This window comes from Halanaerobium sehlinense, assembly GCF_055379485.1.
In genome coordinates this window covers 2,050,422-2,066,891 of sequence record NZ_AP042442.1, presented here as the reverse complement: position 1 = coordinate 2,066,891, position 16,470 = coordinate 2,050,422, and the positions used below count along the sequence as shown (strand labels likewise).

Annotated in this window: 13 protein-coding genes; 9 read left to right on the top strand and 4 right to left on the bottom strand. The window is 32.3% G+C overall.

The annotated features are described in order from the left end of the window. Positions 1-104 precede the first annotated feature (104 nt). The 3 genes from ACZ446_RS10105 to ACZ446_RS10095 are packed head-to-tail and all read left to right on the top strand — an operon-like array spanning position 105 to position 3,689. A complete protein-coding gene (locus tag ACZ446_RS10105) occupies positions 105-1,901 on the top strand; it encodes a DAK2 domain-containing protein (protein ID WP_464392435.1) in 1,797 nt (598 codons plus the stop codon). A 12-nt stretch (positions 1,902-1,913) separates the two neighbouring features. Then, positions 1,914-2,690 (top strand): DUF1295 domain-containing protein, encoded by a 777-nt coding sequence (locus ACZ446_RS10100; protein ID WP_464392434.1) that lies wholly within the window; start codon positions 1,914-1,916, stop codon positions 2,688-2,690. Positions 2,691-2,714: 24 nt separating this feature from the next. Continuing rightward, a complete protein-coding gene (locus ACZ446_RS10095) occupies positions 2,715-3,689 on the top strand; it encodes a YbgA family protein (RefSeq protein WP_464392433.1) in 975 nt (324 codons plus the stop codon). An 81-nt stretch (positions 3,690-3,770) separates the two neighbouring features. Here the strand turns inward: ACZ446_RS10095 and gndA are convergent, their stop codons facing one another. The 4 genes from gndA to ACZ446_RS10075 form a co-directional block, all read right to left on the bottom strand. Next, a complete protein-coding gene (gene gndA, locus ACZ446_RS10090; protein WP_464392432.1) occupies positions 3,771-5,168 on the bottom strand; it encodes an NADP-dependent phosphogluconate dehydrogenase in 1,398 nt (465 codons plus the stop codon). Between the two features lie 56 nt (positions 5,169-5,224). Next, positions 5,225-5,881 carry a cyclase family protein gene (locus tag ACZ446_RS10085; RefSeq protein ID WP_464392431.1) on the bottom strand — a complete coding sequence of 219 codons (657 nt, stop codon included), beginning with the start codon at positions 5,879-5,881 and terminating at the stop codon, positions 5,225-5,227. A 71-nt stretch (positions 5,882-5,952) separates the two neighbouring features. After that, a complete protein-coding gene (zwf, locus tag ACZ446_RS10080; RefSeq protein WP_464392430.1) occupies positions 5,953-7,476 on the bottom strand; it encodes a glucose-6-phosphate dehydrogenase in 1,524 nt (507 codons plus the stop codon). A 68-nt stretch (positions 7,477-7,544) separates the two neighbouring features. Further along, positions 7,545-8,180: a lactate utilization protein gene (locus ACZ446_RS10075; RefSeq protein WP_464392429.1), complete on the bottom strand. Its 636-nt coding sequence runs from the start codon at positions 8,178-8,180 to the stop codon at positions 7,545-7,547. Positions 8,181-8,471: 291 nt separating this feature from the next. On the opposite strand from ACZ446_RS10075, the gene ACZ446_RS10070 reads away from it, so the two are divergent. The 6 genes from ACZ446_RS10070 (at position 8,472) to ACZ446_RS10045 (ending at position 16,429) form a co-directional block, all read left to right on the top strand. Continuing rightward, a complete protein-coding gene (locus tag ACZ446_RS10070) occupies positions 8,472-9,446 on the top strand; it encodes a substrate-binding domain-containing protein (RefSeq protein ID WP_464392428.1) in 975 nt (324 codons plus the stop codon). Positions 9,447-9,458: 12 nt separating this feature from the next. Then, positions 9,459-11,210, top strand: coding sequence for a sensor histidine kinase (locus tag ACZ446_RS10065; protein WP_464392427.1), 1,752 nt, complete (start codon positions 9,459-9,461; stop codon positions 11,208-11,210). A 1-nt stretch (position 11,211) separates the two neighbouring features. Further along, positions 11,212-12,360 carry a response regulator gene (locus ACZ446_RS10060; RefSeq protein ID WP_464392426.1) on the top strand — a complete coding sequence of 383 codons (1,149 nt, stop codon included), beginning with the start codon at positions 11,212-11,214 and terminating at the stop codon, positions 12,358-12,360. Positions 12,361-12,587: 227 nt separating this feature from the next. Next, on the top strand, positions 12,588-13,691 hold the full coding sequence (locus ACZ446_RS10055; RefSeq protein ID WP_464392425.1) for a sugar ABC transporter substrate-binding protein: 1,104 nt from the start codon (positions 12,588-12,590) through the stop codon (positions 13,689-13,691). 90 nt (positions 13,692-13,781) lie between these two features. Beyond that, on the top strand, positions 13,782-15,314 hold the full coding sequence (locus ACZ446_RS10050; protein ID WP_464392424.1) for a sugar ABC transporter ATP-binding protein: 1,533 nt from the start codon (positions 13,782-13,784) through the stop codon (positions 15,312-15,314). A gap of 2 nt (positions 15,315-15,316) precedes the next feature. Beyond that, the gene (locus tag ACZ446_RS10045) at positions 15,317-16,429 is read left to right on the top strand and encodes a sugar ABC transporter permease (protein WP_464392423.1); all 1,113 of its coding nucleotides are present in this window, start codon (positions 15,317-15,319) and stop codon (positions 16,427-16,429) included. Positions 16,430-16,470: the final 41 nt, after the last annotated feature.

The window sequence follows — 16,470 nt, the reverse complement described above, 5'->3', positions numbered from 1 at the left end:
AAAATTAAATAAATTTTTGAAAAACTTTTAATTTTCTACTATAAAAGGTATAATAAAGTTATTAATAAAGATTCTCATTATTTATTCAGGCAGGAGGAGAAATAATGAAAATAACTTACCTTGATGGCAAAAGACTTTATTATGCTTTTTTATCAGGAGCAAAAGAAGTTATAGCTAATAAAAAAGAATTGAATAGAATCAATCTTTTTCCAGTTGCTGATGGAGACACTGGAAGTAATCTTACAAGGACTTTGAGTATAGTAAAAAATGAAGCAGTTAAAGATAATTCATTAACTATTACTCTTAATTCAATGGGGGAAGCGGCTCTTAAAGGAGCAATTGGAAATTCAGGAATAATTTTTGCTCAGTTCATCAATGGTTTGAAAATTAATGTTGAACATTACGAAAGCATTAATGTTAATAAATTCGCTCAGGTAGTAGAAAATGCAGTTGAGTACACTTATCAGGGTATAAATAATCCGGTAGAAGGTACAATCTTAACTGTAATGAAAGATTGGGCATCAGCTATCAAAAACTTGACGAGAAAGAGCAATGATTTTGCAGAAATAATGGAGAAATCGCTTGAAAGTGCCTTTAATTCACTTAAAAGAACAAAAGACCAAATTGAAGTACTGAGGGAAGCAGATGTGGTTGACTCTGGTGCTCAAGCTTTTGTGATTTTTTTAGAAGGAATTGTTAAATTTATAAAAAAAGGCAATCTTAAAGATCTAAAAATCAAAGAGACAGTTAAAATTGAAAGTTTGGCTGAAGAAAATATAGGTAAAGAAGAAAAAATAGAATTTCGCTACTGTACTGAGGCCTATCTTGGAAATTTAAAAATAGATATGTCAGAATTAAAAGGAAAAATTTCTGATTTAGGGGATTCAATTATTGCTGCTGGTGACAAAAATAAACTGAGGGTTCATATCCATACTAATAATCCGCCTGAATTATTTATTAGATTAAATAAGTATGCAGAGCTAATTGATCAAAAAGCTGATGATATGCTGCTGCAGCAGGCAGTTAAATATCGCAGAAAATCAAAAACTGCTATTTTATGTGATTCGATTGCTGATTTCCCGGCTGAATTTAGAGATCAACATCAAATTCATCTACTGCCTCTAAATATTTTAGTTGATGGTGTAAATTATTTAGATAAATTAACTATTGATAGTCAAAATTTTTTCGAAATTCTTGACCAAGCGGAGGAATTTCCAACTTCAGCTCAGCCTTCAGTAAAAAAAATTGAAGATAAACTTAATTACCTTGCAGAAAATTATGATTCGATTATTGCAATTACTGTTTCTTCAAGAATGAGTGGCACTTATGATAATTTAAAAAAGGCAGCTGAAAATATTTTGGCGGATAATAAAGATTTAAAAATAGAAGTTATTGATTCTAAAACAAATTCGGGAGCTGAAGGTTTGCTGGTCATGGAAGCTGCTGAACAGCTGGAAACTGATAAAAGTTTTTCAGAGATTGTTGAATATTTAAAATCAATTAGAAAAAATTTATATATCTATGTTAGTGTCAGTGACTTTAAATATATGGTTCGAGGGGGACGAGTTAGTCCCTTAAAAGGGAAATTAGCTGGGTTTTTTAATTTAAAGCCAATTATTTCAATTGACGGAGAAGGTAAAGGAATAGCTTTTGCAACAGCTTTTAGCAAAAAAGGAAATTATAAAAAAATAAATTCAATTTTAAAGAAGCATCAGCAGACAGGTGGGGTAAAACGTTTTGCAGTTGTCCATGGTGATGATTTAATAAGAGCAAAAAGGTATAAAAATTCTTTTAGCGAATTATTAAATATAGAGGCTGATTTTCTAGAATCTATTTCACCAATAGTTGCAATGAATGCTGGCAGAGGTAGTACAGCTGTTGCATTAATGGAAGAAAATTAAGGGGTTGTTAAAATGTTTGCTTCAATCTACTTTCAACTATTTTTATTAGTTCTGCTTTATTTTTCTTTGTTTTTTTTGATAGCTGTTTTAAAAAAAGATAATTCTATTGTGGATATTGGTTGGGGATTGGGTTATGTCTATACGGCAAATATGGCACTATATTTAACAAATAATTATAATTTAAGATCATTTATTATCACTTTTATCGTAACTATCTGGGGATTAAGATTAAGTTATCATATTTTCAAAAGAAATTTAGGCAAAGGTGAAGATTATCGTTATGCTAAATGGAGAGAAAGCTGGGATAACTTTTACTTGAAATCTTTTTTCAGAATCTTTATGCTTCAGGGCGTTTTATTATTTATAATATCAACTCCAATAATTAAGATTATTGCTTCTCCTTACCAGAATTTAAAAATTATTGATTTTATTGGCCTTTTCATTTGGGGAATTGGTTTTGCTTTTGAAGCTTTGGGAGATAAACAACTGCGTGAGTTTAAATCTCTACCTGATTCTAAAAAAGATGGTCATGTAATGAAAAAAGGAGTCTGGAGGTATACCAGACACCCTAATTATTTTGGAGACGCTTTAGTCTGGTGGGGCTTTTATACAATAGCTTTAGCAGTAAGTGGTGGCTGGAAATTTATATTTAGTCCTATTTTAATGACCTATTTGCTGCGTTTTGTTTCTGGAGTACCTCTACTTGAGAAAAGATATGCAGATGATGAAGAATATCAAAAATATGCTAAAAAAACTAATATATTTTTTCCCTGGTTTCCTAAAAAATAAACTTTAAGACAGGAGGATTTTAATTTGAGAGAATTTAAGCAGCCAAATTTAATCTTAAGTAAATGTTTGGAATACTGTAATTGTCGTTACAATGGGGATAAGATTCCTGATAAGTTTGTCCGTAAATTAGAAGAGCATGTAAATTATATAAAAATTTGTCCGGAAGTAGAAATAGGATTGGGGGTTCCTCGAAACTCAATTCGCCTGATAAAACGAGATGGTGATTATCATTTAGTGGATTCGATGACAGGAGAAGATCACACTGCTGAAATGGATGAGTATATTGAAGAGCTAAGTTATAAATTAAAAGAAGAAGAGGTAGAAGGTTTTATTGCGAAAAATCGTTCTCCATCCTGTGCCAGCCATGATTCTAAAGTCTATGCTAAAGCAGGTAAAGTACCTGCTTTAGGAGAAAAAAGAGCGGGATATTTTACTAAGAATTTATCTGAGAAGTTCCCATCATTAGTCATTGAAAATGAGGGAAGACTTAAAAACTTTAAATTAAGAGAAAATTTTTTAATTAAAATTTTTATGCTGGCAGATTTAAGAAATGTAATTGAAGGTGGAAAAATAAAGGAATTAATCGATTTTCACAGCAACAATAAATATTTAATAATGTCCTACAATCAGGATGGTTTAAATAAACTGGGAAGAATAATTGCAGCATATAAAAAGGGAAAGTTTGAAGAGACAGCAGCTTCTTATCGAGAGCAGCTTGCTAAAACATTAAATGTAATTCCTGATACCGGCAGGCGGATTAATATGCTGCAGCATATATTTGGTTATGTGTCTTCTGAAATTAGTAAAGATGAAAGAGAATATTTTTTGGAAACCCTAACTGATTTTAGAAATGATAAAGTTCCTTTTTCACTGCCGTTGGCTTTATTGAGGTCATGGGTAATTAGATTTAATGTCGATTATTTAATTTCTCAAACAATTTTCAAACCATACCCTGAAGGATTAATTGATCTAAGTGATTCTGGTAATGGTAGATTGTAGTTGAACTGAAAAAATTAAAGCTGCGGTAATTACCGCAGCTTTCTTAAACTTACATTATTTATATTTCTTAGTTTTAAATTTTTATTCCCATTCAGTGTGAAAAGTACCTTCTTCATCGAGGCGTTGATAGGTATGTGCCCCAAAGAAATCTCTTTGCGCCTGGATTAAATTAGCTGGCATTTTTTCTGATTTAAGGCTGTTAAAGTAATCTACTGCAGCATGAATAGCGGTTAACGGAAGTTCTGAATCAGCAGCTTTATTTATAATTTCTTTCAGGTCTGCTGCAGAACTAGTCAGTTTAGTTTTAAATTGATCTGTGGTAATTAATGTATCAAGCTGCATTTCAGATGCAAATGCTTTTTGAATAGGTTCTAATAATCCAGAACGAATAATGCATCCATCTTCCCAAATACGGGCAATTTCTTTATAATTTAAATTATAATTATATTCTTCAGAAGCAGTTTTTAAGAGCTTAAACCCTTCTGCATAGGCAATAACTGAGGCAAAATACAGAGCTGATTTGAGTTTTGCTATCATTTTTTCTTTGTTTAGTTCTGGATGTTCATTTTTTTCAAACTGAGCAGAATTTTTAACTCTTTCTGTTTTGATTGCTGACATTAGTCGAGCGTTGACTCCAGCATTGATTGTTGGAATAGCGGTACCAAGGTCCAGAGCACTCTGCACACTCCATTTACCTGTACCTTTATGCTTGGCTTTATCAAGAATCATATTTATTAATTTCTGATTACTCTTAGGGTCTTCTTTTTTCATAATTTTAGCAGAGATTTCTAACAGATAAGAATCAAAATCATTGTTCCAGTCAGCGAAAATATTTCCAATTTCTTCAGCCTCTAGTTTTAAAATCTTTCTCATAAAGTCGTAAATTTCTGCCAGAACTTCCATAATCCCATATTCAATTCCATTGTGGATCATTTTTACATAGTGACCTGCAGACTTTGGACCTAAATAGCTGACACAGGCGCCTTTTTCAGTTTTAGCAGCCGCATCCTCTAAAATCTCAGAAACTTCAGCATATGCATCTTTAGTTCCGCCTGGCATAATTGAAGGCCCGTGTAAAGCACCATATTCTCCCCCACTGATACCGACTCCAAGATAGCGAATCCCTTTTACTGCAAGATTTTTTTGCCTTCTATTGGTGTCTCCAAAATGAGAGTTTCCACCATCAATAATAATATCGCCCTCATCTAAATAGGGTAAAAGACTGTCAATAACTAAATCAACTGGTTTACCTGCTTTGATCATCAGCATAATTTTACGAGGTTTAGTCAGAGAAGAGATAAATTCCTCTAAATCATAGGCCCCTTTAATTTGCTGGTTTTCAACTTTCTTATTTATAAAATCTTTTGTTTTACTGGTAGTTCGGTTATAAACAGCAATCGAATGATTCCTAGCAATATTAAGAGCCAGATTTTGTCCCATTACGGAAAGTCCGACTAAACCAATTTCATAATTTCCCATTTTTAATTACCTCCTAAAAACAATTCAGCAAAGAATCCAATGAAAATTTAACCACATTATTTAAATAATTTAAGCATGGTTTCGATTTCTCCGTTTTCAAATAGATAAGCTCTACCAGGTAGACCATCGCTATCTGCAATTTTAAGCAGAGAAAGCAGCATTATATAATCTCCAGCTGGGACCTTATTTAATCTTAGGCCCTCAAGAATCATGATTTTTTCAGACAGCAGCTTTTTGTGAGTCGGATGTTCTGACTGAGATCTTTCAATTCCATTTGTATCTATTCCTACACCCTTAATACTTTTACCAATTAAATAATCTGCACCACTTTCTGCTAAATAAATAAATTTTTCCGGAGTTTTTTCTAAAAATCCAGGCTTAGAGTTTTTTGTTTTTAAAATTATAAAAGAATTTTTTTCAATATCAAATTCTTTTAAATCAGCTGCAGTTATTTTTTCTTCAAGCCCAGTTAGATCCAGTAATTTGGACTTGTAAAATGGATTTTCTGCAAAAAATAAATTAGCGTTTTCACCGTCTTCGAGCATATGCAGTGGTGCATCAACATGAGTACCTGTATGAACATTCATCTGAAGTTCTGATTCATGAGCATCACCCTGGCTGAAATCTCTGACGGTTGTTAATCGCGGTCTGATCTCATCTTTACCTTTATAAACTAACATCTCTTTTCTAATTGTCATTGAAATATCAAACATAAATTCCCCTCCTTGGACACAAAATGAGCTGAGTATTATTACTCTAGTAGGATTAATCAAAGAACTAGTTTTTAATTGTTATCTAACCAACTTCTGTCATCAGTCTCTAAAAGTTCATCAGCTGCTGTTGGCCCCTGTGATAGAGCTGGATATTTATGCAGCTCTATATTTTCATCTGCACACTTAGCCTGTATTTTATCAATGAATTTCCAGGAATAAGAAACTTCCTCCCAGCTGGTAAATAAAGTTTTGTCGCCAGCAATCATATCATAAATTAGGACTTCATAATTTTCCGGTGAGTTAAAGAACTGCTGACAGCTCTGACAGAATTCCATCTCCACTGGAATAATTTTATTGCTGCTGGCGGGTTTACGGGTATTAAATCTAAGAGAAACTCCTTCTTCAGGCTGAATTTTTATTAATAATAAATTATTGTCTATATTTTTTTGATCTAAATAAGCTGAATGAAAATCATCTTTAAATTCAACTGCAATTGCAGCTTCTTTTTTATTTAATCTCTTTCCCGATTTGAGATAAATTGGAACTCCCTGCCAGCGCTCATTATTTAAAAATAGTTTAAGGGCAAGGAAGGTAGCAGTTTCTGATTGAGGATCAATTCCTTTTTCTTCTCGATAAGAATTAATTTTTTCTCCATTCACAAAACTGGAATCATACTGACCTCTAACAATATGGCGGTCAATATTACTTAAATCATTATCAGCCAATTCCTTAAAAACCTCTACCTTTTTATTAGAAATTTCTTTAGCTGTTAAATTTTCAGGTTCTTCCATAGCAATTAGAGATAAGACTTGAAGAATATGGTTCTGAAACATATCTTTAATTACTCCTGCATCATCATAATATTTTCCTCGATCTTTAACTCCTTCAGATTCATTTAAATAAATCTGTATATTATCAATGTGGTCTTTATTCCAGAGAGCTCTGAAAATCGGGTTGCTTAATCGAATTACCATTATATTTTGGATCATTTCTTTACCTAAATAATGATCTATTCTAAAAATATTTTTTTCAGAAAAAATATTGTTTAAAGTGTCATTTAATCTTTTTGCTGATTTAAAATCGTGCCCAAATGGTTTTTCAATTACTAAACGAGCTTTATCTTTTTCTAAAGCTAGATTCAGCAGGCCAAAGCTCTTTAATTTTTCAGCAATTTCAGCAAAAAAATTAGGTGCTGTAGCCAGATAAAAAATTCGATCAGAGACTTTTTCTTTTTTTGCTTTAATTTCTAAAGTCTTTTTTAGACGTTTAAAATCATTATCATCTTTAAAAGAGAGTTGAAAATAATCAATATGATCAGCCAGCAGCTGCCAAATACGATTATCAACTTTCCCTTTTTTACTTATAAGTGAATTATATAAAGCATCCAGATAATCTTTTTCATTATCATAGCGCCTTCCGGTAGCTATTATTGTATATTGATCAGGTAAAATATCCTTGGCTGCTAAATTGTAAAAAGCAGGGATAATTTTGTTGTGAGCCAAATCTCCAGTTCCTCCAAATAAAATAAACTGAAAATTTTCTTCAATGCTTTTATTATCAGGATTATTATATAGTTCATCTATTGTTTCATTCACTTAAAACACCTCCATAACTACATTAAAGTTAACACAATTACTCAGGTATTACTGTAAATGGATTAACATTAATAACCAAGCTCTTCACCAACTAAAATAACTTTTAGTCTTCCATCTGGATGAGAATATCTAGTAGTTACAGTATGACAGCAGATTGTATCATCAACATGGCAGCTGGTACAGTAACCAACTCTTGTACAAGGAGTATCCTTGTTTAATCGAATTGCATTTGCTGGTCCAGCTGTGTCATTAACACGTTTGAGGGCACTTTCTTCATCACTTGCTATTTTATTCATTCCAGCAACAATAATTACATGTTTAGGTCCATAGATAAGAGCAGCAATTCGATTGCCTGTTCCATCGATATTTATTAGTTTTCCGGTTTGAGTAATTGCATTAGAACTCATAAGATAGTAGTCAGCGCTGAGTGCCTGATGATAAATTTCTTCTTTTTCTTCAGAATTCCTGGCCTTAGATCTGTCTAATAATTTATAGCTGCCTGATTTCAAATCATCAAATATTCCAATCTCTTTTAAGGTCATGGAACCACCCCAGGAAACAGAAGCATTTTCTTCAATTAATTCCAGTACTTTTTCTCGAGCTTGTTCTTTGTTTTCAACATAGTAGCCGTCAATATTTCTCTTCTTAAAATACTTAATTACATTTTCTGCCTTTACTTTGTAAAACTCTTTTTTATCTGTCATTAGAATTCCCCTTTCAAATTTTTTTCTGTTATTAATAATTATTGGACAAAAGTACTGTGATTACCTGCCTTGAACAAATAAATAATTAAAAAAGTGGAAAAAAACTGTGAAATCTGCTATCATTAAAAGCGTGTTAAGTTAGAGCTGAGAAGATTGCTCAGGTTTTGTTTAACTGCTGATTTAATTTTTAGATTTTTTAGATAAAATATTAATCTGAGGTGATTAAAGTTGTTCAACCTTTATAGTCGCAAAAATAAGGCAAATAAATTTCTTGTATTTGCGTTATTGTTTATGATGATCATTATTTTTTCTGCTGCTGCTGGCGCTGAGATCAGCTCCAAAAAAACAGCAGATTCTGATAAAATGACAATTGCTTTTGTTCCCCGTTCTTTAGAAAACCCAATTTTTTTAGATGCCTTTGAACACTCCCAAAAAAAGGCCGTAGATTTGGGTATTAATTTAGAATGGTTGGGGTCATTTAGCTTTGATTCTGAAGATCAAATTAAAATTATTGATAGTTTAATTGAACGAAAAGTAGATGGGATGATTATCAGTGTTAATGACACTCCTAAATATGACAGAATAATTAATAGAGCTATGGAAGCTGGGATTGCTGTTGCTACTTTTGATGCAGATGCTCCTAACAGTAACCGTATTTTTAATATTGGTATTGATAATTATGAGGCAGGAAAAGTAACGGCGGAAGGTCTGCTTCAGGTTTTGGATCAGAAAAATATTGACTATAATGATCCTAATCAAGAACTGAGAACAATGATTATGACTGGTGTTAAAGGTGCCTTGAATTTAGAAAAACGAATCAATGCTTTTTTGGACACTGTCTCAGATACCAATATTGTGATTGAAGATATTGTAGAAAATCAGGATAATGTCAATTTAGCAGTAGAATTATTGGAGCAGTATGTGCAGAAGAATCCAGATATAGATATAATTTTTTTCGTGGGTGGCTGGCCTTTTTATGTTCCGGCAGAGGCTTTACCAAATTTTCAACATTGGGCTCAAAATGGTGGAGTAGCTGTGGGGATTGACATTTTTTATGATGCTCTTGTACTGCAGGACAGGGGATTAATTCATTATTTAGTTGGACAGGATATGGCTACTATGGGTTCTAAAGGTTTATCCACTTTATATAATTATATAAAATATGGAGTTAAACCTCCCGAATATATTAAAACTGGTCTCGAAATTTCAAATCAGGAAAACTTAGACAGATTACTAAAAATTCATCAACCATGGCGTGTTAAATAAGGCGGTAATTCGATGTTTAACTTTATTAAAAAAATTGCAAATGGAATAGAAATTCATACGATTAGAACTAAATTGATTATCTCATTTTTAATAATTGGGCTTTTGCCGATTTTATTATTTGGTTTTTTATCTTTTAATGTATACAGTGGCGCCATTAATGATCGGATTAATAATTATTCTCAAGAAATGGTAAATAGAATGGAAAGAGATTTAGAAGATTATATTACTGAGGTTGAAAGATTTTTAAGCAAAGAAAAGGATTTTTATATTAATCAATTTATAAAATTAACTCAGGCTAATGATTTTCGCAACAGTAGAAAGTATGCTTTTAGAATTTGGGAGGATTTCAATAATGTCAAACAGCTTCGACCTGGGTTAGAAGATGTAGCTATAACTTTCCAGGATGGTAGAAGAATCAGCAGCTATGGAACTTATAATATTGAAATTGATACTTTTAAAGAAGCTCTTTATGCTGCCGAAAGTGATGAGACATTTTTTACTCAGCCCTATATAAACTATTTTCAAGAGGAAGTAGTGACTGTAGCTCGGTATTATTATCCTGAAATTGCAGAAGAAAATGTTTTAATTTCTGCAGATATTGATTTAGATGTGCTGGCAGATCTTACAGATTTTAACCTTGGTGAAAAGAGTTATTTTTTAATTGCTGATCAAAATGGGGATATTATTTATCATCCAGAAAAAGCTAGAATTGGGGAAAGAAGCTTTTATTATAGTGATGGTTTTCCAGATAGAAAAGTAACTTTGGAGGGCGAACAGTACTTATTAACTTCTACTTATTCTGAAGTAACCGGCTGGTATATTATCAGTATGGCTTCCGCTGATGAAGTTGAGGCTGAATTAAATTACATCACTAATCTTACAGTTTACATGACAATTATTGTTTTGATTTTAATTATTTTGCTGACTCTTTATTTATCTTCATCATTATCTAAACCTATTCAAAAGCTGCAGGAGCTGACACATCGTGCTTCAGAAAATGATCTTTCAGTAAAGATTGAAATCAGTGGAGATGATGAAATTGCAGAGTTAGGACAAAGTTTTAACAAGATGATTCGGAGAATTAATAAGTTAATGGAACAAAACGTGCGGGAACAAAAACTTTTACGACAGTTAGAGATGGAGAGTCTAGATAATCAAATAAAACCACATTTTATTTATAACACTCTTGATTTGATTATTGGGCTATTAGAAAATAAAGATTTTGATCGAGCAACACATATGGTTGAGGCTTTAGGTAAATTTTTCCGACTCAGTTTAAGCCACGGGAAAGAAATGGTTTTAATTAGAAATGAAATTAAACATGTCAAAAACTATCTCTTTATTCAGCAGTTTAGGCATGGTGAAGAATATGAATATATTATTGATATAGAGGATCCAGAGATTATGGACAAACATATTCCTAAACTGATATTACAGCCAATAGTTGAGAATTCAATTTATCACGGGCTGCTTCCAGCTGATAAAAAAGGCTTAGTTATCATAAAAGGTTTAAGGGAGAATAAAAATATTTATTTTAAAATTGTAGATAATGGAGTAGGAATTGCTCCTAAAAAAGTTGAAGAAATAAATAAAATATTAACAGGAGAACTCAAAATAGATGATCAGCAGAAGTATTTTGGACTTCGGAATGTAAATCAGAGATTGAAGTTAATGTATGGTGGAAGCTCCGGGCTTCAAGTTGAAAGTACCGAAAACGAAAAAACTATGGTAACAATAAGAATTGATCAACGAGGAGGTAAATGATTTGGTCTATAATTTACTGCTGGTAGATGATGAAAAACCAATCAGAGAAAAACTAATAAATAACACGGATTGGACTGGAAATGATTATCAAGTATTTGCTGCTGCAGATGGAGCAGAGGCTTTAAAAATTATAAAAACCAAAGGAATAGATATTCTAGTTACTGATATTCAGATGCCCAAATTGAGTGGAATGAATTTGATTGAAAAGGCTAGAGAAAGCAGTAGTCAGCTTAAGGTGATCGTTATTTCAGGCTTTGCAGAGTTTGAATATGCACAGAAATCAATTCGTTTTGGAGTTAATGAGTATTTATTAAAACCCTTTAGATCTAAAAAACTGTTGGAAGTTGTAAATAAGGCCAGGGATGAATTAATCAAAGAAAAAAATAATGAACAGCGTTTGGCTTCATTACGGGCTGAAATGTCAAGTTATATTAATGAGAACAAGCTAAGCTCAATCTACAACTGGTTAATTGATGATCAATTTTTTCAGCATCAATCTTTGATTATGGACAGAATTGATTTAAATGCTGTTTTAAAAAGAGGCAGCAGAGAGGATGTTCTAAAAACTGTTAATAAGATAATTGATGAATTAAATAATGCTGATTTAAATCGGGAGAAACTCTATGTAGTTCTAAATAATTTGATCCTGGAGAGTTTTAAAATTATTAAAGATCTAGATTATAGGGTTGAAGATTTGCTCGAAATTATAAATAAAGATAGAATTGAAAAAATTGATTCTAATAACTTAAAGGAGATAGAAATTATTTTAAAAGAGTTTTTGCTTAGATTACATGATCTAATTTCTTTTAATCCTAATGATAAAAATCAGAAAATAATTAAAGAAATGAAAGAATATATAGCTGATAATTATCAGGATGGTATAACTTTAAGTGAGTTGGCCAGAAAATTTAATTTAAGCAGCGGTCATTTAAGCAATCTTTTCCACGAAGAAACAGGTGAAAGCTTTAGTGATTATCTAAATATGATTAGACTAAATAAAGCTAAAGAACTTTTAAAAACTACCGATGATAAAATATACCAGATTGCAGATCAGCTTGGTTTTAATGATGCCTATTACTTTAGTTCCTGGTTTAAAAAATTAGTTGGTGCTTCACCAACAACATATCGTGATAATATTAATCTGCTTTAAAAACCAATTGCTATTAAATAAAAATTAAATAAATTTAGATGCCTCAGCTTAAAAATTAGAGCTGAGGCTTTTTTCTTGCAAAAATATTCAAGGGTTTAAAAAAATATTCCATGGTTAATATCCAGATAATTATATACAATTAAGACAAATCAAACAACTCTTTGAGAATTATAAGTGATTATAAGTTGATAATGATTCACATTGAGAAAACTATTAGGGGGTAAATCATGAAAAAATTAAGTATTTTGTTGGTAGTAATTTTATTAGTTTCCTCAATCTCAATGGCAGCTTTTGCTCAGGATGATGGAGGTTGGTTGAGCAATCTGTTAGGCGATAATGATGGTGCAAGAGAAGATGATGGAGAAATCAAAGTTGGATTTCTTTTAAAAACAATGCAGGAAGAAAGATATATTAAAGATAGAGATGCTTTTATAGAAAAAGCTGAAGCAGAAGGTGCTGATGAAGTAATTTTTGACTCTGCAAATAACGATGAAAATGAACAGCTTTCTAAATTCGAAAATATGCTGACTCAAGGAGCAGATGTAATTGTATTACAGCCTGTAAATACTGGTACAGCAAGCAATATGGTAAGAATGGCACACGAATCTGGAGTTGCTGTAATTAACTATGATTCTCTAATTATGAACAGTAATGTAGACGTATTTTTAACTCAGGATAGCTGGGCAGTTGGAGAATTACAGGGTGAAGCTATGGTTGAGTGGTTTAAAGAAAATCGCGGAGAAGTAAAAGGTAATGTAGTTCTTTTAAGAGGACAGCCTGGAGATTCAAATGCTAATGCATTTTCTCAGGGAGTTTTAGATACAGTTGCTGAATATGAGGGTCTAAACTTAGTTGTAGACCAGAGCCATGAAGGCTGGTCTCCAAATCTGGCAATGGAAACAACTGAAAATGCCTTAACCAGTTATGATAACGAAATTGACGCAGTAGTAGCAAATAATAGTGGACTTGCCTCTGGTGCTGTTAGAGCTTTAGAAGCACAAAACATGGCAGATACAGACAAAGTTTTTGTTGCTGGATCTGATGCAGATCTATTGAATATTAGATATATTGCACAAGGAAAACAGTCTATTGAGATTTTCAAAAAAGTTAAACCTTTGGCTTATGCAGCTGCTGAAACTGCTGTGGCTCTCGCCAAAAATCCAGATAGACCAATTGATGAAATTATAGAAATTGATCGCTATGTAGATAATGGTCAAATTGAAGTTCCAACAGTAGTTACAGAAATTGTAGTTGTTAATGAAGATAATATTATGGATACTGTTGTTGCAGATGGATATCATGAAGCTGAAGAAATTTTTGATCAAGAATAAATATAAGCTAATAAGAATTAGATAACTTATGCAGTCCCATCTACAGTAGGTGGGACTGCTTTATAAACAATCAATTCTGGAGGTAAAATTATGGGTGAAGAAATTCTAGAAATGAAAAATATTATTAAAGATTTCCCCGGGGTGAGAGCCTTAGACCATGTTAATTTCACTCTTGAAAAAGGAGAAATTTTAGCCCTGGTTGGAGAAAATGGTGCAGGAAAATCAACTTTGATGAAAGTTCTGAGTGGTGTTTGGCCCTATCCTACTTATGAAGGTGATATCTATCTTGATGATGAATTAGTCCGCTTCGAAAATACAAGAGAAGCAGAAGAGGCTGGAATTGGAATTATTCATCAGGAGTTAAATTTGCTGCCTGACCTATCTGTTGCTGAAAATATATTTTTGGATAGACAACCGTTAAATAAATTTGGTGGAATAAAATGGGAAGAATTATATCATAATGCCGAAAAAGTTTTGTCACGGTTAAATATGGATATTGATCCAAGAACAGATCTTGGTGATTTAACTGTTGGTAAACAGCAGATGGTTGAGATTGCAAAGGCTCTTTCCTTAGATACTAGAATCTTAGTTTTTGATGAGCCAACTTCTGCCTTAACTGAATCTGAAATTAAGGAATTATTTACAGTAATCAATGAATTAAGGGCAAGTGGTGTTTCAATTATCTATATTTCTCATAAGATGGAAGAAATTGAAGAATTAGCAAATTCGGTAGTTGTTTTAAGAGATGGAGCTACAATAGGAGAGAAAATTAACATTTCAGAAGTTACTTTAGATGAAATTATTAACCGGATGGTTGGAAGAGACATAGAAGATTTATTTCCGACTGTTGACTTTGAACGTCAGGAAAAAACCCTGGAAGTCAAAAATATTTCAGTTCCTGACCCCTTTAATTCGGATAAGAAGCTAGTTGATGATGTTTCTTTTACAGCTTATAAAGGAGAAATTCTCGGGATATCAGGTTTGATGGGGGCCGGCCGGACTGAACTGGTTAATGCAATTTTTGGTGTCTATGGTAAAAAGCGCGAAGGTGAGATATTTCTTAACGGTAAAAAATTAGATATTAAATCACCAGCTGATGCAATTGACAGTGGAATTGCTTTAGTAACTGAGGATAGAAAAGAATTAGGACTGCTTTTAGATAAGGATCTGGTTATGAATATGACTCTTCCATCAATTAAGACTTTTAGTTCTAAACTTGCCATGGATACTCACAAAGAAAAAACTATTGCCGAAAAATATGTTAATGAATTAAATATAAAAACTCCAAGTTTAGATGTTTTTGTAGAAAAACTAAGTGGAGGAAATCAGCAAAAAGTAGTAATTGGTAAATGGTTAATTACTGATTCAGATGTCTTAATTTTAGATGAGCCTACCCGAGGTATAGATGTTGGCGCCAAAACTGAAGTTTATAGATTAATGAACCAGTTGGTTGAGAGTGGAGTTACAGTTATCATGATCTCTTCAGAGTTACCTGAAATAATGGGGATGAGTGATCGAATAATTGTAATGTCTGAAGGTAAAAAAACAGCTGAATTAGAAAAATCTGAGGCTGATCAGGAAACAATAATGAAATATGCTACTGGTAATAAAGGAGCTGAATAAATTTGAAGAAATTTATCAAAAATAATGGAACATTTATAGCATTAATTTTCTTAATAATTATTTTGAGTTTTTTATCACCATCATTCTTAAGTTCAAGAAACTTAACAAACTTAGTTAGACAGGTAACAATCAATGGGATTATTGCTGTTGGAATGACAATGGTAATTTTACTGGCCGGTATTGATCTTTCGGTTGGTTCTGTAGTTGGACTCTCTGCTGTAGTTGTAACCTTACTGATGCAGGCAGGAATTGGTATGTGGCTTGCAATCTTAATTACTTTAGTTGGAGTTGGAGGAGTTTTAGGGTTTTTCAATGGATTTATGAGTGCTAAATTTGATATCCATCCTTTTATTATTACTTTGGGTGTTATGACAATTGCAAGAGGTTTGAGTTTAGTTTTAACTCAGGGAGTTTCAGTGCCTGTAACTAATAGAACCTTTGCTGAAATTGGAAGTGGCTATATTCCAAAAATCCCTTCTTTAATAATTTTAGTTATTGCTTTAATTTTAGGTTTAATTGCCGTATTTAGAACAAGTATGGAAATTAAAAATGGAGAAAAGGTTAGAAATAAGGCTAAATTAACAGGGGGAATAATTTTAACAGTTGCAGGATTTTTGGCCGGGTTTTTAATTTTTATTGGTTATCAAGGAATTCCCATTCCTGTAGCAATTTTTGCGGTAATCGTAATGATTGGAATATATACATTGCGTAAGACACGTTTTGGACGAAAATTATATGCTATTGGTGGTAATGAAAAGGTTGCCTGGTTATCCGGTATTAATATTTTAAAATCTAAAACTATGGTATTTGTGATTACTGGAGTTTTAAGTGCAGCCTCTGGTATTTTACTGGCATCACGGTTAAATGGAGCCTCTCCTAATCTGGGAGACGGTTTTGAGCTTGATGCAATTGCTTCAGTAATTATCGGTGGAACAAGTTTTATGGGTGGTGTAGGAACTATAACAGGTACTGTTATAGGTGCGATTATCATTGGTGTAATTAATAATGGAATGAGTCTGCTGGGGATTAATTCCTTTTACCAGATGATAGTTAAAGGATTTATTATTATTCTTGCTGTGATGATTGATGTATTAAATAGAAGAGATACAGCTTAATATAAAAAGTTAAACAAATAAGTTAAAAAGACAGCTGATAT